This is a genomic window from Paenibacillus ilasis, from assembly GCF_043195395.1.
GTDB classification, from domain to species: Bacteria; Bacillota; Bacilli; order Paenibacillales; family Paenibacillaceae; genus Paenibacillus_AQ; species Paenibacillus_AQ lautus.
On sequence record NZ_JBHDJG010000002.1, the window covers coordinates 231,588 to 251,364 of the forward strand.

Here is a 19,777-nt window from a genome sequence, read left to right on the forward strand (position 1 = left end):
AACGAAGTGTCTCCCACTCCTCAACGAAATGATATAGAAGTTGTTCTCGAGGGGAACTCGATATATACCGAAGAGAAGAAAAACGGCAAAGTCTTATATCGTATATTAAAGCGGGCTATGGATTTCATTTTTGCCCTCATGGGGCTTGTTCTATTGTCGCCACTCTTTCTAATCATATCCATACTAATTAAGTTAGAGGATCCGAAAGGATCTATTTTTTTTTATCAAACTCGTATCGGTAAGGATGAAAAGTCATTCCGAATGTATAAATTTCGCTCCATGGTTTCAAATGCCGAAGAATTATTGGAGGAATTATTAGACCAGAATGAGATAAGTGGCGCTATGTTCAAGATGAAAGAAGATCCGCGTATTACAAAAATTGGGAAATTTATTCGCAGAACCAGCATAGATGAACTTCCGCAGTTATGGAATGTAATTCGCGGTGAGATGTCACTTGTAGGACCACGACCAGCATTGCCTAGAGAAGTTGATCAATATAGCAGCTATGACAAGCTACGTTTGAGCGTTATTCCTGGGTGTACTGGTTTGTGGCAGGTAAGTGGTAGAAATAAATTGAGTTTTTATGAAATGGTAGAGCTGGATCTAAAGTATATCGAACAAAGAGGAATCATTACAGATATAAAAATTATTTTACACACAGTAAGGGTCTTATTTGGAACTAAAGATGCTTTTTAATGAGAGGTTAGGAGTTGATCATAATATGGATTTAGATTCAAAAATTTATGTTGCTGGACATAAGGGCTTGGTGGGCTCTGCTATTCTAAGAGCTTTACAAAGTAATGGGTACCACAATTTGGTGTGCCGTAGCAGTTCCGAATTGGACCTAAGGGATAGAGGAGAGGTCTATAACCTGTTCCAGCAAGAGAAGATTGATTATGTGTTTTTAGCTGCGGCTAAGGTGGGCGGGATCGCAGCAAATAATGACTATCCTGCTGATTTCATAAGAGATAACTTATTTATTCAAACCAATGTTATTGATGCAGCCTATCAATTTAATGTCAAGAAGTTCTTGTTCCTAGGTTCTACGTGTATATATCCTAAATTTGCTCCACAGCCACTTAAAGAGGAATATTTACTAACTGGTGAGTTGGAACCAACGAATCAGCCCTATGCCATTGCTAAGATAGCGGGCATTAACATGTGTCAGTCTTACAATCGTCAATATGGAACAAAGTATATATCCGTTATGCCTACCAATATGTATGGCCCACATGACAACTTCGACTTGAAGACTTCCCATGTATTACCGGCATTGATACGAAAATTTCATGATGCAAAAGAAAATAACATCCCTGAAGTAGAGGTATGGGGGACAGGAAACCCTAGGCGTGAATTTCTTCATTCAGATGATTTGGCAGAGGCGTGTTTATTTCTGATGGAGCATTATAACGAAAGTGAAATAATTAATGTAGGCGTTGGTCAAGATATCTCTATTCAAGAGCTGGCAGAACTCATCCGGTCCATCGTCGGTTATGACGGAGGAATTGTGTTCAATAGCACTATACCTGACGGGACTCCGAGAAAATTGGTAGATGTGACGAAGATAAACAATCTTGGATGGAAAGCCAAGATTTCATTGGAGAGCGGATTACGGTCCGTGTATCAAGCGTTTCAGAAGGGATATTTAATCAAACAATAACCGTAGTCCGTGGGAGGGAACATACATGAAAAGAGCGTTAATCACCGGTGTTACAGGGCAGGATGGTTCTTATTTAGCTGAGCTTCTATTAGAAAAAGGATACGAAGTATACGGATTGCGAAGACGCACAAGTACCCCCAATTATGAGAATGTTAATCATATCAAAGATGAAATCAGATGGATCTCTGGAGATTTGACTGATATGGCATCTCTAATTGAAGCGGTAAAAATTTCAGATCCGGATGAAGTGTATAATCTGGCTGCTCAATCATTTGTAGCAGCATCTTGGCCACAACCTATAGCTACTGGACAATATACGGCAATCGCAGTTACAAACATGTTAGAGGCTGTTCGAATCATGAAGCCGGAGGCTAGATTTTATCAAGCATCTAGTTCTGAAATGTTCGGAAAAGTAGTAGAAACTCCGCAGAAAGAGACGACCCCCTTCTATCCGCGAAGCCCATATGGTGTGGCGAAAGTCTATGGCCACTGGATTACTGTAAACTACCGTGAGAGCTTTAATATGTTCGCTTGTTCGGGTATTCTGTTCAATCATGAGTCTCCAAGACGTGGACTAGAATTTGTTACAAGAAAAGTCACTGACGGTGTAGCCAGGATAAAGCTCGGACTTCAAAATGAGCTACGTATGGGAAACTTGGATTCTCTTCGTGACTGGGGATTCGCGGGAGATTATGTGAGAGCAATGTGGTTAATGTTACAGCAGGATGAGCCAGATGACTACGTAATTTCTACTGGTGAAATGCATACGGTTAAAGAACTTCTTGAGGTAGCATTTTCTTATGTCGGATTGGATTATAGAGATTATGTTGTAATAGATCCCGAATTTGTACGCCCAGCTGAAGTAGACCTTTTGCTTGGTGATTGTTCAAAGGCGAAAGAAAAATTAGGTTGGGAACTTGAGATTGGATTTGAAGAGTTGATTCAAATGATGGTAGATGTGGACATGAGAAGAGTTCGCACACAGATAACGAATAAGGAGACACTATTATCTATCTAGACTTTTATCAAAATTTATCGGGTTAGTTGCAAGGTGTATAAAATTTAGAGTGGAGCACTCATTTTATGAAACTAATAGATAGAATAGCATCCATAAAAAAAAATAGGGACTTTAATAATGTGCTATTTAGTATCTCATCCTATTTTATAACGCCCGTCGTAATCATCATAACAACACCAATGCTTTTAAAAAACCTAGGAAGTGCTAATTACGGAATATGGGTGCTAATTAACTCGCTTATAAATATACTTGGCATATCTAACTTCGGTTTAGGTAATGCATTCATTAAGATTGGATCGGAATACGAATCGTCAGAAAATGATTCAATGTTTAATCAATTGTTTTCTGTAGCATTCACACTCTCAATAATTTTGTCTCTTGTCATCAATGCACTAACACTGTTATTCGATACTTTCGTATTCCCAGTGTTTTTTGGAACTTCTGGTGTGAATTCAATCCTTCCAGTCATTCATTTAATAGGCGGCGTTGTAGGGCTAAGAATTATTAACAGCGTAATCTCTGGATCTTATATGGCCAAGCAAAGGTATGATATCAACAGCAAGGTGAATATTGTCTACAACGTATTAACATCTATCCTTTTTACAGGACTTGCACTTATTTATAAAGATATTAAATTACTGGTTATATTTTTATTCATTTCAACCGTGTTGCTTTTGTTTATCAATGCCTATATAGCAAAAAAGGTTAACTCAAACCTACTCTTCAGACTTCGATTAAACCGATCCATATTCATGGAAATTTTCAAGTATGGGATTTACTCTTGGCTTCAAATGATAATCAGCGCCTTAAATAATCAAGCTGATAAACTTATCATCGGCTCATTATTAGGTCCTAGCGTATTAGGGTATTATGCGGTTTGTATGCAACTTGTTATAAAGATACATGAAATGCCAGCTGCTGCATCTGCATTTTTATTTGCAAAATTCAGTTCATTATATGAGAGTAAGCAAACCGCACAGATAAGGAAAGTTTACTCAATAGCATTTATGTGCAAATCAATATTCATTATTATTGCATCCCTCGTTGCTTATTTGTTTGCACATTCCATATTAACGTTATGGATTAGTTTGGAATTTGCCAGTCTTCATACTGATCTTTTCCGCTTGCTAGTTCTTTCAGTAGCTATCGGAGCTTTTGCCATAATTCCAAATTATTATTTGAATGGAACAGGGTTCATCAAAATTAACACAGCACTTTCGTTATCAACATCGGTATCCATTTTCACCATAATGTCTATACTCATTCCTTATTTTGGGGACTCTGCTGCAGGCTTATCAAGATTTGTTGCAATACCGCTTGTTGTATTCTCAATTATTTTTGTTAACAGGAAAATATCGAATGGGAGTGTGGATACAGAAGAAGGCGGTGCTATCAAACAATCCTCATTGCTTGGATAATGAAGTGCTTAGAAGATGTAAACCAATGATACACTGCAATAACTTATAGATGGATTGGTGAAAATGATGAGAATTTCCTTACCCGCCAGAACAGGTTCATCTTATTTGTATAAATCACAATTAAAGGTCATTTATCTGCTAGTCATGTTTGCAGTCATTCTGCTCTCCATTATATTTATTGAGTATGAACTGTATTTAAAGACAAATCTGCTTACGTCTTACATTATGTACATAATGATTGGGTTATCAAATATGATCGTTACTTCAAAAGGGATAACCTGGGACAAAATAGTGGGATGGTCATTTTTCGCATATTCTGTAGGTGTGCCATTATACTTGTTAACCGATGGTGGATTGGAAGGATTTATTGGCACAAAAATTCATTTCAATGAAGTTTATACATTTGCCACCGTATCAGAATCACTGTACTATAACTGTTTATTTCTTTCTTTATTTTACTTCTCCTATTTCTTATTTAATAAGAAATCAAGTAAGGATATGGAAGATACTACACATGAGGAAGTTGACCTGGCTGCAAAAAAATACAATTATTTTCATTCGAGGTTTTTCATTCACTATTGGCTGTTAGCAGCGATGGGCTTATTCTTTTTTGGCTTATACAAAATAGATTATCTTAGTGCAATTAGCGCAGGTTATAGTTTAAAGAATGTCGGATATGTGTATTTGTTTACTGCAGTATTTGCAATCGACATAGGGACATTAATTCTAATACGAGTAACAGGTTTCCAAAAAAAATATTTATTGTTTGCTGGATTATTTCATTTATTATTGTTTCCTCTAGGAATTAGGCAATTAACATTCACCTTTATATTCCAGATCGCATTATTGTATAAGTTGGTAAATTACAAAAGGAAACTTAAGACCAAGGAAATTATTTTTGGGATCTCGCTATTGCTATTTCTAGGCTTGATCGGGATGATAAGAAAATCAGGGGGGGAACAGGCCTTTACTTTCCTTTCTCTTCTGAAGGCTCCCATCCGATTTTTCTTTTACGAAACAACCTTTAACTATATTAGTTTTCTGAAGTGTATAGAGCTGTTTAAGGAGCATACAATAAGTTTTTTATACGGAAAAACGTTACTCGATCCTATCGTAGAACAGGTCCCATCCTTTATCTTGAATAACAAAAATAACTATCAGTTTTTTGAACGGTTTATTATGGAGAATGAAGCGTTAGAAAATTTAAAACCAGTTGGAACCGCTCACCTGCTTACAGAGCTTTTTGTGAACGGAGGAATGACTTTTATCATAATTTTTTCATTCGTCATCGGCTATGTCTCCAATACGCTAAATAATAAGATGAAGAAAGTGCTGGCATCGAATCATTATATTGGGCAGATTTTATTTGCTGCTGTTATTCCTTTCGTCATTATTCAACTAAATAGAGGCGGGTTATCTGTATTAACGAAACTATCTTTTCAATTTGCAATACTTCCTGTATTAATATTCCTGATTTTTCGCAGAAGGATTAGGCCATAGTTCTTCCGGTCCTTTAAGGGAAGAGATATTATATTGAGGTGAGCGTATGATCAGAACCCTTATCCTTACGAATACGATTGCTCCGTACAGGATTCCAGTCCTAAACAAGCTAAAAGAGCATAAGGAAATTAAGTTACAAGTTTGGTATTTGGAAGAGCGTGAAAAAAATCGGCAATGGAATATAAATCATCAAGAAATTAAATACGATTATCAATGTTTGCCTGGAGTTCATACCTATATTCAGAAATTGGATATGGGTGTGCACATTAATCCGGGTATTTTTTTTAAGTTGATTCGAGCAAATCCGGATGTGATTATTACTTCTGGATATGACTCGCTTGGATATTGGTCCGCTCTCGTGTATTGTCGACTATTTAGAAAAAAATTTATTGTATGGTGGGGGAGTACTCTAGACAGTAGTAGGGTGCAGAACACTATGGTAAATCAGGTTCGAAAGTTCTTTTTTAAGTCAGCTGATTCCTTTGTAACTTACGGTACTGAATCTGCAAAATGCCTGAGACATTATGGCGTAGAAGAAAGGAAAATAGTTGTCGGCTACAATACAGTGGATGTTAGATATTATCGTAACAAATATTATGAGAGCCTGGTTAATGAAGGAATGGACTTCATTCAGAGTGATAAGATCAAGATGCTATTTATTGGTCAACTTATTGAGCGTAAAGGATTAGTTCAAATTATAGATGCTCTTCGATTGCTGAATCATTCACAATGGGAATTAAGAATTGTGGGTTCTGGTCCCGATGAACAGAAACTGAAACAAAAAGTTAAGGAGTTTGGTTTAGATAAACAAATCTACTTTGATGGATATAAGCAAAAGGAAGAGTTGACGAATTATTTAGTTCAGAGTCATTGTCTGCTTTTTCCTTCATTAATTGAAGTTTGGGGCTTGGTTGTAAATGAAGCACTGGCTTCAAATACATTTGTTCTCGCATCTAAATATGCTGGAGCAACAAAAGATATTATTCTGGATCAACAGAACGGTTTGATCATTGATCCGATGGATCAGAATGACTTGCTGAGGGCTTTTCATTGGTTAATGGATCATCAAGATTATGTACGTTCTGGTTGGAAAATGAGCTTAGGGTTATGGAGAAAACTACACCCTAATTCTTATGCTAAGGCTGTTTCAACAGCGATAAAAAAGGTCATTTCGTGAGGTGTGAGAATATGAATAACATACTTTACATTCAGCCTTATGCCAGTCACGTTGGCGGAGTGGATACTGTTCTGCTTCAACTGGTTCAAGGATTGGATAAAAAACAGTTTAAACCTTATGTTGTATTACCTTCCCCAAGCCCGTATGTTGAAAAGTATGAAGCTGCCGGTGCACAGGTGATTTTTACTACATTAGCTGTTTTTGGTAAACCGACGGATTCCACTTACTACATTCGTAATGTAATAAATTTATTTCGTTCTATGAAAGCCCTTAGAGTCATTATTCAAAAGTATAAAATTCATATTATTCATTCTCATAAGATGGAGTTGATGGGGGGAAATATTGTTGGAAAGCTTCTGGGCATTCCGACCCTCCAAACAGTTCATGAATTGCCTAGAAAGCCTCTGTTTGCTTATAAATGTGTTGCCTACCTGAACCATTTGTTCAATGACAGAGTAATCGTTTTATGCGACAGAAGTAAAGTAATGTTTAAGTGGGGAAAAGGTTATTCGAAGAAGCTTATTAAAATTTATAACGGTATTGAAATCAAGAAGAATTCTGATAATAAACAGGCAGCCAATGGAGTGAAGCAAGAATTAGGATTAAATAGTGGAGATAAGATTGCAGTTACTGTTGCAAGGCTTTCTCCTATGAAGGGGATAGAATACTTACTTAAAGCAGCGTACATTACTAAACAAACAAACCCAGATGTAAAGTACCTAATTGTTGGTGACGTAGCATTTGAATCAGAGAAGGGGTATAAAGAACAGTTACAAACTTTAGCTAAGGAATTAGATTTGAATAATGTTTACTTCTTAGGGCTTCGCAGAGATGTTCCTGAGTTATTGTTGCAAGCAGATTTGTTTGTACTTCCTTCCGTATATGATATTTTTCCAACCGTGATTCTTGAAGCGATGGCGGCATCATTACCCATTGTAGCCACAGATGTTGGAGGCGTTCCCGAAATGGTTACTTCTGACATAGGGTGTTTGGTGCCTCCGAAGAATGAAGAAGCTCTTGCTGAGGCAATTAGATATATCTTTAAAAATGTGGAAGGGAATCAATATGGTATTCATAGTAAAAGACGAGTTCTAGAGCATTTTACTCACGAACAATATTTGAATTCAACATTAAAAGTGTACAATACATTGTTAAGCATTCCTAATGGGAGAAAGATGGCACATGGAAAATAACAGGATTAGATTAGATCAATATAGTCAAGATGGCTACTCAAGAGGAAAGAGTGGGTGGTTTATATTACTTTGGTGGCTTGTTCAAGGGAGTCTATTTCGATTCTCGTTACATCCTATGTATCAATGGCGTAATTTTCTTTTACGTTTATTTGGTGCTCGTATAGGGAAAGGAGTTCAAGTAAGACCCACAGCAAGATTTACATATCCATGGAAGGTAACTATTGGTGATTATTCCTGGGTTGGTGATCATGTTGAATTTTATAGCCTAGATCAAATTGAAGTGGGTGAGCATTGTATAGTATCTCAAAATGCCTATCTGTGTACGGGAACTCATAATATTCATGATGTTAAGTTCGGCTTAATTACAAAACCCATCAAAATTTGTGATGGTGCTTGGATTGCAAGTGATGTTTTTGTTAATCCCGGTATAACAATTGGTGTAATGTCGATAGTAGCTGCAAGAAGCACGGTCACCCGGGATGTACCCTCCAATGAAGTTCATGCTGGATTACCTGCACGTTTCGTCAAGTATAGATTCGAAGTAACGGAAGAGACACAACGATTGAAAGAGGTTCTACTATGAAGCAAAAAATGGTCTTTGTAATCAATTATTTTTATCCTGACTATGCATCTACCGGACAACTTTTAACAGAACTTTGCCTTCATTTACAACATGATTTTGAAATAACCGTTATTGCGGCTCAGCCAGAAGAAGCTAAGGAGGAACATCGCACAAGAAAAAGGTTCGTGAAAGATAAATTGGAGAATATTGATATTATAAGGATTCGGCTTCCAAAGCAAGACAAGCGGAATAAATGGAGTAGGTTGCGATATATTGCGGCTTATTTTTTTTATGCAAATTTATGTGTTTTTAAGCAAAAGGATATTCAGATCCTCTATACGATCTCCACGCCTCCGATACTAGGTGGGCTGATAGGCTCTATAGGTAAATTATTCAAACGGACCAAACATATTTACAATATTCAGGATTTTAACCCTGAACAAGCGGAGGCAGTAAGCTATATAAAAAACAAGTCCCTTTACCGAGTTGCGAGATGGCTGGATACAATGAATTGTAAATATGCGGATCATATAATTACTGTAGGTCACGATATGCAAGAAACATTGTATAAAAGATTGGCTAACCAGGCAATTACCAATAGCACGGTTATTAATAATTGGACGGATGAGCAAGAGATTGTTCCTCTCTCGAAAGATCATCCTAAAGTCCACGAATTCATAAAGAGTAACGGTTGGGAAGATAAATTCATTATTATGTATTCGGGGAATATGGGCTTGTATTACGATTTAGAAAACTTGATAAGGATAGCAAAGGATTTAACCAATTATGATGATATTGTCTTTTCTTTTATAGGAGATGGGGCAGTTAAATCCAAAATGGAGACCTATGTGAGACAACATAAATTAAAAAATGTTTTCTTTTTACCTTTTCAACCGAAATCAGAGATTAAATATACATTGAATGCGGCTGATGTACATTTGGTAGTAAACCAAAAAGGAATCAAAGGGGTTTCAGTGCCCAGTAAGATTTATGGTGTCATGGCTGCAGGTAAGCCGATCTTAGGGGTTCTTGAAAAAGGTAGTGAGGCAAGTTTGTTAATTGAAAAAAGTGGTTGCGGTGTTGTTGTGGAGCCACAAAACTATTCAATGATAGTGAAGGAAATAAGAACTTTCTATGAACTTGAACGTAGTGTGTTAGAGCGCAAGGGCGTACAAGGAAGAGAATATTTAGAAGAGCATTTAAGAAAAGAACAATCGTTGGATAAGTATCGCAGTCTCTTGATATCAATATAAATATGAGGAATATAAGGAGGGGCGAGAATGAAATTAGTCCTGTTATCCGGGGGATCCGGTAAAAGATTGTGGCCCTTATCTAACGATGCGAGATCCAAACAGTTTCTTAAAGTGCTCGAAAATGATAACAACGAGCTTGTTTCCATGGTTCAACGTGTATGGGGACAAATAAAAGGAAACGGTTTGGTAGAATCCTGTTACATCGCCACCAGCAACTCTCAAATTGAAATTATGCGAAGTCAAATCGGAAATGATATCCCTCTTATAGTAGAACCGGAGCGGAGAGACACCTTTGCGGCTATTATGTTGGCATCTACTTTTTTGTATTCTCATGCCACAGTTGGTCTGGATGAAGTGATTGTCATATTGCCGGTTGATCCTTATGTAGAGAATCATTTTTTTGAATCGATTAAGCAACTAGAAGAGGTACTCAATTGCTCTAATGCTGACATAGCACTTATTGGAGTACAACCAACATATCCTTCTACGAAGTATGGATACATCATTCCCACAAGAACCGATGAACATAATGAGAGAAGTTTAAACGACACATATATGTCAGTTAGTCACTTTCAGGAGAAGCCAACGGAAGCAATGGCAGAACGTTTGATAGATCAAAATGCTCTTTGGAACTGTGGAGTATTTGCTTTTAGGCTTGGTTATGTTATTGAGTTGCTGGAACGTAAAGGACTGCCTATTCAGTTCGAAGAGTTATCCAAGCAATACAATAAACTTCCCAAGATTAGTTTTGATTATGAAGTGCTGGAGAATGCGTCTGAATTAGTGGTTCTTCCTTATGAAGGTTATTGGAAAGATCTTGGGACATGGAACACACTAACGGAAGAAATGCAAAACCATCAAATTGGTAAGGGAATCATAAGTGAAGACTGTTCTAATACACATCTTATAAATGAGATTGACATTCCGGTTTCAATACTGGGGTTATCCAATATAGTTGTAGCAATAAGTCCGGACGGTATTTTAGTATCCGACAAAAGTGCGAGCCCTCGTCTAAAAGACTTTATCAATTTCGACCAGGGACCGATGTACGAGGAACGGCAATGGGGATCAATTCGAATTTTAGACGATAATCAGTACGAAGACGGACGTTGTGTTACAACCAAAAGGGTAAGCATTCAAAAGGGCAAAAATTTGAGTTACCGAATGCATACGAGTCGGGAAGAGGTATGGACTATTGTAAAAGGCAAAGGGGAATTTATCCAAAATGGAAATTTTATGGAGGTGAGTGTTGGGAATGTCCTTCATAATCCTATGAAAACGCTGCACAGTATTAGGGCTCTATCTGAATTGGAAATCATCGTGGTTCAGAGTGGTGTCAAACAAGAGGAGAATCAAGTCGTTGAGCTATACCATACTTGGGATGAAATAGCACGACATTGCATTAAGGTTTAATCACGACATTTGATGTATGCTTTTTTTGATCAGGTAGTTGTCTATAAAATTCAATCGTATTTATCTCTTGGTATGAGTATTCAAGCCTTTAATCTTGATTCTGTAAAGATGAGGCAGGGAATTCATGCTTTTTTGTCGTGTCTCGCAATAGAAGCAATAAGTAGCCATAATGCTTATATTTGACTCATGAAAAAGTGCTACGGCTAATTACTTTAGGAGGGGCTGGTAGAATGAAACTGGCTGTGATTGGTACGGGATATGTCGGATTGGTATCGGGAGTATGCTTTTCAGATCTCGGAAATGAAGTTATTTGTGTCGATAAGATGGAAGCTAAAATTGAAATGCTCAATCAGGGGGAAGTACCTATATATGAACCAGGTCTAAAGCAACTCATACATAAAAATATAACTCAGGAGCGTCTGCGTTTCACGACAGATCTAACCGAAGCTGTCCAAAAATCGGATATCATTTTAATTGCGGTAGGTACCCCTTCACTAGCTAGTGGGCAAGCAGATTTAAGTTATATTGAGCAAGCCGCAAAGGAAATTGGCGATTCACTAAATGGTTTTAAAATCATTGTCACCAAGAGTACAGTTCCCGTTGGTACAAATGAGAAGATCCAGAACATTATCTCTACACAATCACTTTTTCCATTTGAGGTTGCCTCTGTTCCTGAATTTTTACGGGAAGGAACAGCGGTTCAAGACACCCTTTTTCCGGACAGAATTATTATTGGTACTTCTGATGACTATACAAAATTGAGGTTAATTGAACTTCATGCCCCATTAACAAGTAATATATTTGTAACAGATATTCGAAGTGCGGAGATGATTAAATATGCTTCGAATGCGTTTCTTGCCACCAAAATTTCATTTATTAATGAAATCGCTAATATATGCGAAAAGGTGGGAGCTGACGTTACACAGGTTGCCACTGGGATGGGGCACGATAAACGAATTGGCACTTCATTTTTGAAAGCTGGTATTGGTTATGGTGGTTCATGTTTTCCGAAAGACACTCAAGCATTAATTCAGATTGCAGGGCAGATGGATTACGATTTTAAGTTACTCAAATCGGTTGTAGAAGTGAATCGTGATCAACGATTTAATATGATTAGAAAACTCGAATCCGTTTTAGGGGAGCTAGCAGGAAAGACGATTGCTTTGTGGGGGCTTGCTTTTAAACCAGAAACAGATGATGTAAGAGACGCACCTGCTTTTGAAATAATAACTTCTCTTTTAGAGAGAGGAGCAAATGTAAGAACTTACGATCCGATTGCAACGGATAACTTTATCAAAAGCTATAATATTGCAGACATTATGTATTGCCAAGACGCACGTGAAGCAGCTAAAGACGCAGATGCATTATGCATACTAACTGAATGGGGGGAATTCCAAAAAATTGCGCCTTCTCTTATTCAGTCATGGTTAAAACAACCTTATTTAATTGATGGTCGAAATATATATAGCGAAGAAGAACTTGCAGTAACCCAACTGAACTACTATTCCGTAGGAAGACCAAATATGAACAAAGGTGTTAAGGAAATGAGTCCTATTTTATTAATGTAATTAGAGAGAGGTTCTTTCTATGCTTAGTGTTATGAGTGTTGGTAAAAGTGATCTATCAACTGAACTGTCCTTTATGCTCTATATATTACGCGAAGATGTAACCTTGGAAGAAGAGGAGATGCAAACGTATCTTTCCAATATCGATTGGAGTAAGTTCCTGAATTTAGTGATGCATCATCGCGTTTATCCTTTAGTATATATCAAATTGAGTAAAAATGGTTCAAGATTAATTCATGAAAACGTTATGTTGAAGCTTCAACAACTTTATAGGAAAAACACAATAAAGATGTTACAGTTAACGCGAGAATTAGGAACAGCTTGTAAAGCACTTCAAGACAATGGAATTCGATCAATGGTGTTAAAGGGGCCTGTACTTACTCTTCAACTGTATGGAGAGTTATCTCACAGAACCTCTAAGGATTTAGATATCCTCATTTGTTCCAGTGATGTTGAGAAAAGCAAAGAAGTATTAACTCAACTCGGGTATCGTCCTGACAATACAGATGCTCACTTATTTTGGAAAAAGAAATCACATCATATTTCCTTCATTCATTCAGAACATTCTACTCAAATAGAAGTTCATTGGCGACTTAATCCCGAAATAATAAAATCACCTTCATTTGAAGAGCTTTGGCAGAACAAAAAAACAATGATGATTTATGACCAGCAATTTAACCAATTAGGGAATGAAGATTTATTGGCTTATCTTGCTGATCATGGTGCTAGACATGGATGGTTTCGCCTTCGCTGGTTGATCGATATGGATCGATTGTTTCAAAATCAAATAGATCCCTCCAGACTGCACAATTACTTCAAACTATATGGAGGGAGAATTTACGTAGAACAAGCTGCTCTATTGAGCAAATTGTTGTTATCGTCTAAAGTTCCTTTAGAAATACAATCTTTAGTAGTGAGCGAGAAAGCAGTCGAACTGGCACAAATGGCTCTGGAGGGAATAAAAAGTACTGATCTATCACAGGCATCTGATCCTAAATACAAACGAAGCATGGTTTCAGCATTGACAGGAAAACAGAAAATGTACCTCTTAATGAAGAGACTTCTCCCAAGTTCCTTGGACGCAGAAATGCTTCCTTTATCCAAGCCATTTCATTTTTTGTACATTCCACTCCGGCCTTTCTTATGGTTTTGGAGGCTATTGAGAAAGACAAGATTTAAATCTAGTTAGTCACTAATTGGAGGGAATTTCGTTATGGGCACCTTGAATGGCGTTTGTTTTTTTGCAATACTAATTTGCTCATCGTGCCCTAATTTCTTTATAAATCCAGACCGAGTAATGGAGTGAATGTAGCTCCTGCTGCTGCTACGTTTCCTGGACATTTAAAGATTATAGTGATTTTTGTGTTGGTTGATGATTGTGCTTGATCTCTACTCCCAGTTTCACCTATACCCCAATGCACCGAGGTAATGTCACATGTTTCAGAGAAATTTTGCCCTCCAGGTATAGAGTCTTTTATAACATAGTTGAGGCGCTTTATTACGCGGGACTGTTCACTTCCGCCAACACATGTAATTAAGGCAGTGGATATGCATTTATATCCCGTATTGCTAGATGATCCAGGGGCAGTTGTAATAACCATCATAGCAAATCCAAGTTGCCTCTGTTGTTCCAGCGTATTACCGGTAAGCTGCTCGATATCAATGGTTATCATTGCTTTTCCATCCGTTGATTTTGAAGGTATTAGTTGTCTCTCACTGATGCCGAAAGTACGCCTGAACCTACGATATCCATTAGAAAAGAAGCGTTCTAATCGGGAATCAAACCTTTTATAACCTAATGTTTGGTAGACAGAATCATCGAAGTCAATCGATATATAGGGGCTATATGGTAACAGATCGGGATTAAACGAAGGTGCGCATGATACAATTCCATTTAGCAAATCAGTGAATCCAAAACAATTTTTAATACTAATTCTATTAGGGAGGTTAAATAAAATGATATTGGAATCCCTTAATCCTGATGCTGAAGAAAGTAGACAATTCTGTATAGAGATCACATTACCTTCGTTCTTTGCTAGATCAAGGACAGGGGGCATGAAATTATATACAATTGGATAACCTCCTCCTCCTTCAGCACCAAAGCGTGCCCCATCAATAAATAAACCACTATGTTGCCCTGAACTTTCATAGCAATCGATCCACCTAGGGTTCATTCCAGCTTGTGGTGGAAGTGGTACGAAAATACCCCCTCTAATATTAAGAAACCCATCGTTATAGATAGCTGCTCCATCTGAGCCATTATGGGTAATCCAGCAATCATTCATAGAAGTCATGTCACAATAGTTTTTTAAGAAAACGGATGTTTTCCACGATCTGCAATCATTTATGGTTAAAATGGTACTCCGACTTGATGTAAAGCTCCCCGTGTCAACTCCAACGTTACACATGTGGAAGTATAGGCCTTCCAGTTGGATATTAGATACATCAACATTCCCTGTAGTAATATGGAGTGCAGTGTTGTAACCAATAAAACTAAGATTTTTTGCTCTGAATTGGGTTGCTTGATTCGTTGCATCGATACAATCAACTGAATTATCACTGGGGCTGGCTACCAAGTATGTTTGCCCTTCTGACACAAGGTAGATGCCCTTGTATACCTTAATAGGTGCGCTTGTTATATACTTTGCAGCTTTAAATACGACCGATATCGCATTACTGTAATAAGCGCTTCCTCCAATGGAATTATCTCCAATAATTTGTTTCTTAGCATGATCAATCGCTCGTTGAATTCTTTGCGTATCGTCGTTTTCATTTACGTTCCTGGGGAAATTTTCAACATAAACATTACCTGGAACACTATTCATCTCTTTACCAACCCCTCACTGATTGTTGTTATCGTAAGCTGGGTAAATACATTGAATTTTATGATGAATGAACAAATAATCATTTATATTGAATTACATTAGTGTATTACTGATGACGGTAATTAGTGTTAACTGTTGAATAGGCAACTAACGATTTGCTGTTGGTTATTAGTCGTAACAACGAGAAGTAAGTTTTACTAGAACCATAAATATATCTAGTTATTATCTTGAAATTGATTGTAGTTAATAAAGTAGGATTTTAATAGCAGGTTGTATACAAATTGGTATGCCGTTGTTATAATTGATACAAATTGTATCTTTGATATTTAAGGAGGACATGTCCATGAGCGTTGATGTCATCACGTCTGAAGATTTGATCATGCAATCCGAAGGTTTCCTCGTCAGTGATATGGATGGCGAGAAGGTGATGCTAAGCATCGAAAACGGCAAGTATTATAATCTGGGACGGATTGGCGGGCGGATATGGGAACTTATTTCGTCTCCCGTCACGATCTCCAATATGGTGGATCAACTGGTATTGGAGTATGAGATCGAGCCGGAGCTCTGTGAGCAGCAGGTGCGATTATTCCTCAAGCAGTTAGCCGCGGAAGGCCTTGTTCAGGTGGATAAATAGCAATGGGCCTTTACCGGAAAGCAAGAAGGTATATGTCTTTTCCGATTGCCATAAAGCTTATGTACATTGAAGCTTACTTTTATCTGGCCTGGGGAAGGGTGTTTAAGATGTTTCCCTTTCAAAAGGTATCTCCTTCTCTGGGAGAACATATGAAGGAGACCCCGTATGTTGGCTATACGGAGCCAGAGCTTTCGCTTGTCCGCCAAATCTCAAGAGCCGTACACGCCATGAGCCGTGTCACATGGTGGGAAAGCCAGTGCCTGGTGAAAGCGGTCGCCGCGATGAAGATGCTGGAGCGAAGAGGGATTCCGAGTACGCTTTATCTGGGAAGCGGCCGGGACGACAAAGGGATGATGGTTGCCCATGCCTGGCTCCGCTGCGGCTCTTACATTGTAACGGGGAGAGAAGGGCACGAAAGGTATGCCGTCGTCGGGATATTCGGTAGGGATATGGGGGCCGGAGGCTTGAATTTGAAGCGGCCATCCGATAAGGAGTTTTTACATTGAAGGATCTCTTTTATTTTATCCGTAAAATGCATGGGATGGCCGGGGTTAAACTCTACCTCAATATGGGTATGATCCTGGTCATCAGTGTTCTGGACGGCATCGGCATCTATTTGATCGTCCCGCTTCTCGGTGTCATTGGTGTATTCCAGACCGATTTGAGCGGGGTGCCGCTCGTCTCAACCTTGATGGACCTTGCGGGTTCATGGTCATTGCAGCTTAATTTGCCGATGGTGCTGGCCCTCTATGTTGTGATTGTGGGCGGGCAAGCCTTGCTGCAGCGCAGCCAGAACCTGTTAAATGCAAAAATATTGCAGCGATTCATTCGTAAACTGCGCATGGAAACGTATCAGGGTTTGCTGCATGCCAAATGGGAGTTCTTCCTGCGCCACCGCAAGTCGGATTTCAACCATGTCATGACCAATGAACTCGGGCGCGTGAATCAAGGCACGTTTCTATTCTTGCAGATGGTCTCGTCTTTCTTGTTCACGATCATTCAGATAGGCCTTGCCCTATGGTTGGCTCCGATGCTGACCTTTATCGTCCTGTTGAGCGGAGGGCTCCTTGCCTTGTTTGGACGCCAATTCATCCGGCGATCGAAGCGAATCGGCGAGCAGACGACAGAGCTGTCGAAATATTATTTTGCGGGCATCAGCGAACATTTCAACGGCATCAAGGATATCAAGAGCAACCGGTTGGAGCCATTTCATATGAACTGGTTTGACAGGCTGTCGCGAAAAATGGAGCACAACTTCATTCAATTTGGCAGAATCAACTCCTTGTCCCAGCTGATTTATCGGCTCGCGTCCGTACTGCTGGTTGCCGGATTTGTGTATTTGGCGCTGGAAGTGCTGCGTACGCCTGCGGAGCAGCTGCTGATGATCGTTCTTATCTTCTCGCGCTTATGGCCAAGATTTATCAGCATTCAATCGAGCACCGAGCAGCTCGTGTCGAATTTCCCGGCCTTCCGGGCGATACGCGAGCTGCAAGCGGAATACGAGGTGGACAGGGAGATTGCCGGATCAATTCCGATGACAGGCAGCGAGCGACATCGGCTGCAGCATGGAATCGATTGTCGTCATGTGGACTATCGGTACGACGCCTCTTCCTCCGTTTATGCTTTGCGAGATATCAACCTACATATTCCTGCCAATCGCATGACGGCCATCGTGGGCAAATCAGGCGCGGGCAAGAGCACCCTTATCGATCTTCTCATGGGGCTGATTCAACCGGAGAGCGGGCAAGTTCTTGTGGACGGCGTGTCCTTGGAGGACGAACGTCAGTTGATGTCGCTCCGAGGGGGGATCGGATATGTGGCGCAGGATCCTTTCCTCTTCAATGAGAGCATCCGGGATAACCTGAAGCTGGTTGCTCCCGATGCCTCGGATAACGAGCTGTGGGAAGCGCTGAGGTTTTCAGCCTCCGATGAATTCGTGCACGGGCTTCCGCTAGGCCTCGATACCGTCATTGGTGACCGCGGTATCCGCCTGTCCGGGGGAGAACGCCAGCGGATTGTGCTGGCCAGAGCTATCTTGAAGAAGCCTTCGATTCTTGTGTTGGATGAAGCGACAAGCGCCCTTGACAGTGAGAACGAGCAGCGGATACAAGAAGCGCTGGAACAGCTGAAAGGGAGCATGACAATCATCGTGATCGCCCACCGACTGTCCACCATACGCCATGCGGATCAGGTCATCGTGATGGAGCAAGGGCGGGTTATCCAGCAGGGGGGCTATCAGCAGCTGGCCCAGGATCACAAAGGCAATTTCCGGCAGCTGCTCAGTTATCAGACAGGCGCTCAGATGTAAACCCTGATGGGATGCATAACATTGCTGTATTCGCGAAACATTTTTAAAGCTGTAACTTTGGGCCATTTCCCGGTATTCTGCCGGGGAATGGCCTTTTTTTGCATAAACCTGTCTTTAGCTAGCATATTAACCCTGCTACCGGCCTCCTGATTAACATCCCTAAGCGGGCATCGTTAAAATTCATCTTACCCATCCCTTTTTATGAATCATCACTCAAGAAATAAGACGTTTGCTATTTTGGATCGGTTAGGTTATAATAAGTTTATTGGGATTTTGACCTGAGATTCACATATTGCAGAGGGTTATTATTTTGATTAGGAACCTTGTGCAATATGTGAATTTTTTGTTTTTTAACCAAAAATGAGAAAATCATATAAATTTAGGAGGTGTTTCTATGCAAACAGGAACAGTAAAATGGTTTAACGCAGAAAAAGGCTTTGGTTTCATCGAGGTTGAAGGTGGCGAAGACGTATTCGTACACTTTAGTGCAATCACTGGTGACGGCTTCAAGTCGCTTGATGAAGGACAACGTGTTGAATTTAACGTAGTTCAAGGCAACCGCGGACAGCAAGCCGAGAACGTTGTAAAACTGTAGATTCGAGAAAAGATCCCCAAACGTACCGTTTGGGGTTTTTTTTATAATAGAACTCAAACAGCATGAAGGCGTTAAAAATGTAGCTAAGGGGGAAGTTCATTGTCATATTCTTGGAATAAACCACTGGAAAATCTGCCGGAAGAGATGACCGCGATCTGGTCTTGTACGAAGGAAGGGTGTAACGGTTGGATTCGAGATAGCTTCTCGTTCAAGGAAGTTCCCGTTTGTTCACAGTGCGCGTCGTCCATGGTCAGCAGCAACAAAATCCTGCCGATCCTTGTTTCGTCGGATCAGCAAATCAAGCTTTACCGTAAGAATCAGCGCAAGGATACCAAATCGTAGGGAGTAGCTCTCGCGGCTCCTTCACCATTTTGTTTTATTCGTAGCGTTAAAGAAAGGTTGAGATCTCATGCAGGTATTCGAAGATTGGAATTTAAAGGTGAAAAAAACGTTTAATGCAACCAGTAATGAAGAAGTATTAACCGTTTCTGAGGCAGGTCAATTGTTAGGTCTGTCCAAAGATCAAATGAAAAGCTATGTCGATCAGAATAAGCTGACCAAAGTTCCAATCATGCGAAGCGTGCATCGATACCTTTTGTTAAAGAGTGAAATCGATCTGATTGTGAAGAAAAGGTAGGTCTTCCTCACTCCAATAT

The 19,777-nt window shown here is 39.5% G+C and carries 19 protein-coding genes; 18 read left to right on the plus strand and 1 reads right to left on the minus strand.

Annotated elements, in window-relative coordinates; translation table 11 throughout:
* The first annotated feature begins 6 nt into the window (after window positions 1–6).
* From ACETK5_RS21270 to ACETK5_RS21325, 12 genes are all read left to right on the plus strand, one after another.
* Complete coding sequence (locus ACETK5_RS21270; RefSeq protein ID WP_279300478.1) at window positions 7–696, plus strand: sugar transferase; 690 nt, start codon at window positions 7–9, stop codon at window positions 694–696.
* Between the two features lie 25 nt (window positions 697–721).
* On the plus strand, window positions 722–1,660 hold the full coding sequence (locus tag ACETK5_RS21275) for a GDP-L-fucose synthase family protein (RefSeq protein ID WP_394057700.1): 939 nt from the start codon (window positions 722–724) through the stop codon (window positions 1,658–1,660).
* A gap of 25 nt (window positions 1,661–1,685) precedes the next feature.
* Entirely contained in the window at window positions 1,686–2,678 is a 993-nt protein-coding gene (gene gmd, locus ACETK5_RS21280; RefSeq protein WP_394057702.1) for a GDP-mannose 4,6-dehydratase, read from the plus strand.
* 65 nt (window positions 2,679–2,743) lie between these two features.
* On the plus strand, window positions 2,744–4,096 hold the full coding sequence (locus ACETK5_RS21285; protein ID WP_100539722.1) for a lipopolysaccharide biosynthesis protein: 1,353 nt from the start codon (window positions 2,744–2,746) through the stop codon (window positions 4,094–4,096).
* A 234-nt stretch (window positions 4,097–4,330) separates the two neighbouring features.
* Window positions 4,331–5,596, plus strand: coding sequence for a hypothetical protein (locus ACETK5_RS21290; RefSeq protein ID WP_394057704.1), 1,266 nt, complete (start codon window positions 4,331–4,333; stop codon window positions 5,594–5,596).
* A gap of 46 nt (window positions 5,597–5,642) precedes the next feature.
* Complete coding sequence (locus ACETK5_RS21295; protein ID WP_394057706.1) at window positions 5,643–6,773, plus strand: glycosyltransferase family 4 protein; 1,131 nt, start codon at window positions 5,643–5,645, stop codon at window positions 6,771–6,773.
* An 11-nt stretch (window positions 6,774–6,784) separates the two neighbouring features.
* Window positions 6,785–7,966 carry a glycosyltransferase family 4 protein gene (locus ACETK5_RS21300; RefSeq protein ID WP_394057708.1) on the plus strand — a complete coding sequence of 394 codons (1,182 nt, stop codon included), beginning with the start codon at window positions 6,785–6,787 and terminating at the stop codon, window positions 7,964–7,966.
* Window positions 7,956–8,549 carry a WcaF family extracellular polysaccharide biosynthesis acetyltransferase gene (locus ACETK5_RS21305; protein ID WP_100539726.1) on the plus strand — a complete coding sequence of 198 codons (594 nt, stop codon included), beginning with the start codon at window positions 7,956–7,958 and terminating at the stop codon, window positions 8,547–8,549. The genes ACETK5_RS21300 and ACETK5_RS21305 overlap by 11 nt, the downstream gene beginning before the upstream one ends.
* Window positions 8,546–9,781 carry a glycosyltransferase family 4 protein gene (locus ACETK5_RS21310; RefSeq protein ID WP_394057710.1) on the plus strand — a complete coding sequence of 412 codons (1,236 nt, stop codon included), beginning with the start codon at window positions 8,546–8,548 and terminating at the stop codon, window positions 9,779–9,781. Before ACETK5_RS21305 ends, ACETK5_RS21310 begins: the two co-directional genes overlap by 4 nt.
* Before the next feature lie 27 nt (window positions 9,782–9,808).
* The gene (locus ACETK5_RS21315; protein WP_394057712.1) at window positions 9,809–11,194 is read left to right on the plus strand and encodes a sugar phosphate nucleotidyltransferase; all 1,386 of its coding nucleotides are present in this window, start codon (window positions 9,809–9,811) and stop codon (window positions 11,192–11,194) included.
* A 230-nt stretch (window positions 11,195–11,424) separates the two neighbouring features.
* Entirely contained in the window at window positions 11,425–12,762 is a 1,338-nt protein-coding gene (locus ACETK5_RS21320) for a UDP-glucose dehydrogenase family protein (RefSeq protein ID WP_394057714.1), read from the plus strand.
* Between the two features lie 31 nt (window positions 12,763–12,793).
* The gene (locus ACETK5_RS21325) at window positions 12,794–13,948 is read left to right on the plus strand and encodes a nucleotidyltransferase domain-containing protein (RefSeq protein ID WP_394057716.1); all 1,155 of its coding nucleotides are present in this window, start codon (window positions 12,794–12,796) and stop codon (window positions 13,946–13,948) included.
* A gap of 88 nt (window positions 13,949–14,036) precedes the next feature.
* Here the strand turns inward: ACETK5_RS21325 and ACETK5_RS21330 are convergent, their stop codons facing one another.
* Entirely contained in the window at window positions 14,037–15,584 is a 1,548-nt protein-coding gene (locus ACETK5_RS21330) for a hypothetical protein (protein WP_394057718.1), read from the minus strand.
* 343 nt (window positions 15,585–15,927) lie between these two features.
* Between ACETK5_RS21330 and ACETK5_RS21335 the strand changes: the two genes are divergently transcribed.
* The 6 genes from ACETK5_RS21335 (at window position 15,928) to ACETK5_RS21360 (ending at window position 19,758) form a co-directional block, all read left to right on the plus strand.
* Window positions 15,928–16,218 (plus strand): lasso peptide biosynthesis PqqD family chaperone, encoded by a 291-nt coding sequence (locus ACETK5_RS21335; protein WP_100539732.1) that lies wholly within the window; start codon window positions 15,928–15,930, stop codon window positions 16,216–16,218.
* Window positions 16,219–16,277: 59 nt separating this feature from the next.
* Window positions 16,278–16,724: a lasso peptide biosynthesis B2 protein gene (locus tag ACETK5_RS21340; RefSeq protein WP_394057720.1), complete on the plus strand. Its 447-nt coding sequence runs from the start codon at window positions 16,278–16,280 to the stop codon at window positions 16,722–16,724.
* Window positions 16,721–18,526, plus strand: a complete 1,806-nt coding sequence (locus ACETK5_RS21345) for an ABC transporter ATP-binding protein (RefSeq protein ID WP_394057722.1) — start codon at window positions 16,721–16,723, stop codon at window positions 18,524–18,526. The genes ACETK5_RS21340 and ACETK5_RS21345 overlap by 4 nt, the downstream gene beginning before the upstream one ends.
* A gap of 394 nt (window positions 18,527–18,920) precedes the next feature.
* A complete protein-coding gene (locus ACETK5_RS21350; protein WP_006207692.1) occupies window positions 18,921–19,121 on the plus strand; it encodes a cold-shock protein in 201 nt (66 codons plus the stop codon).
* 99 nt (window positions 19,122–19,220) lie between these two features.
* Window positions 19,221–19,463: a cold-shock protein gene (locus ACETK5_RS21355; protein ID WP_100539735.1), complete on the plus strand. Its 243-nt coding sequence runs from the start codon at window positions 19,221–19,223 to the stop codon at window positions 19,461–19,463.
* Window positions 19,464–19,530: 67 nt separating this feature from the next.
* Entirely contained in the window at window positions 19,531–19,758 is a 228-nt protein-coding gene (locus ACETK5_RS21360) for a MerR family transcriptional regulator (RefSeq protein ID WP_100539736.1), read from the plus strand.
* Window positions 19,759–19,777: the final 19 nt, after the last annotated feature.

What these genes read in the sequence shown, in the direction of transcription:
- ACETK5_RS21275 (WP_394057700.1), top strand. Translation starts at nt 722, where the DNA reads ATGGATTTAGATTCAAAAATTTATGTTGCTGGACATAAGGGCTTGGTG.
- gmd (WP_394057702.1), top strand. Translation starts at nt 1,686, where the DNA reads ATGAAAAGAGCGTTAATCACCGGTGTTACAGGGCAGGATGGTTCTTAT.
- ACETK5_RS21285 (WP_100539722.1), top strand. Translation starts at nt 2,744, where the DNA reads ATGAAACTAATAGATAGAATAGCATCCATAAAAAAAAATAGGGACTTT.
- ACETK5_RS21290 (WP_394057704.1), top strand. Translation starts at nt 4,331, where the DNA reads ATGATTGGGTTATCAAATATGATCGTTACTTCAAAAGGGATAACCTGG.
- ACETK5_RS21295 (WP_394057706.1), top strand. Translation starts at nt 5,643, where the DNA reads ATGATCAGAACCCTTATCCTTACGAATACGATTGCTCCGTACAGGATT.
- ACETK5_RS21300 (WP_394057708.1), top strand. Translation starts at nt 6,785, where the DNA reads ATGAATAACATACTTTACATTCAGCCTTATGCCAGTCACGTTGGCGGA.
- ACETK5_RS21305 (WP_100539726.1), top strand. Translation starts at nt 7,956, where the DNA reads ATGGAAAATAACAGGATTAGATTAGATCAATATAGTCAAGATGGCTAC.
- ACETK5_RS21310 (WP_394057710.1), top strand. Translation starts at nt 8,546, where the DNA reads ATGAAGCAAAAAATGGTCTTTGTAATCAATTATTTTTATCCTGACTAT.
- ACETK5_RS21315 (WP_394057712.1), top strand. Translation starts at nt 9,809, where the DNA reads ATGAAATTAGTCCTGTTATCCGGGGGATCCGGTAAAAGATTGTGGCCC.
- ACETK5_RS21320 (WP_394057714.1), top strand. Translation starts at nt 11,425, where the DNA reads ATGAAACTGGCTGTGATTGGTACGGGATATGTCGGATTGGTATCGGGA.
- ACETK5_RS21325 (WP_394057716.1), top strand. Translation starts at nt 12,794, where the DNA reads ATGAGTGTTGGTAAAAGTGATCTATCAACTGAACTGTCCTTTATGCTC.
- ACETK5_RS21330 (WP_394057718.1), bottom strand. Translation starts at nt 15,584, where the DNA reads ATGAATAGTGTTCCAGGTAATGTTTATGTTGAAAATTTCCCCAGGAAC.
- ACETK5_RS21335 (WP_100539732.1), top strand. Translation starts at nt 15,928, where the DNA reads ATGAGCGTTGATGTCATCACGTCTGAAGATTTGATCATGCAATCCGAA.
- ACETK5_RS21340 (WP_394057720.1), top strand. Translation starts at nt 16,278, where the DNA reads ATGTACATTGAAGCTTACTTTTATCTGGCCTGGGGAAGGGTGTTTAAG.
- ACETK5_RS21350 (WP_006207692.1), top strand. Translation starts at nt 18,921, where the DNA reads ATGCAAACAGGAACAGTAAAATGGTTTAACGCAGAAAAAGGCTTTGGT.
- ACETK5_RS21360 (WP_100539736.1), top strand. Translation starts at nt 19,531, where the DNA reads ATGCAGGTATTCGAAGATTGGAATTTAAAGGTGAAAAAAACGTTTAAT.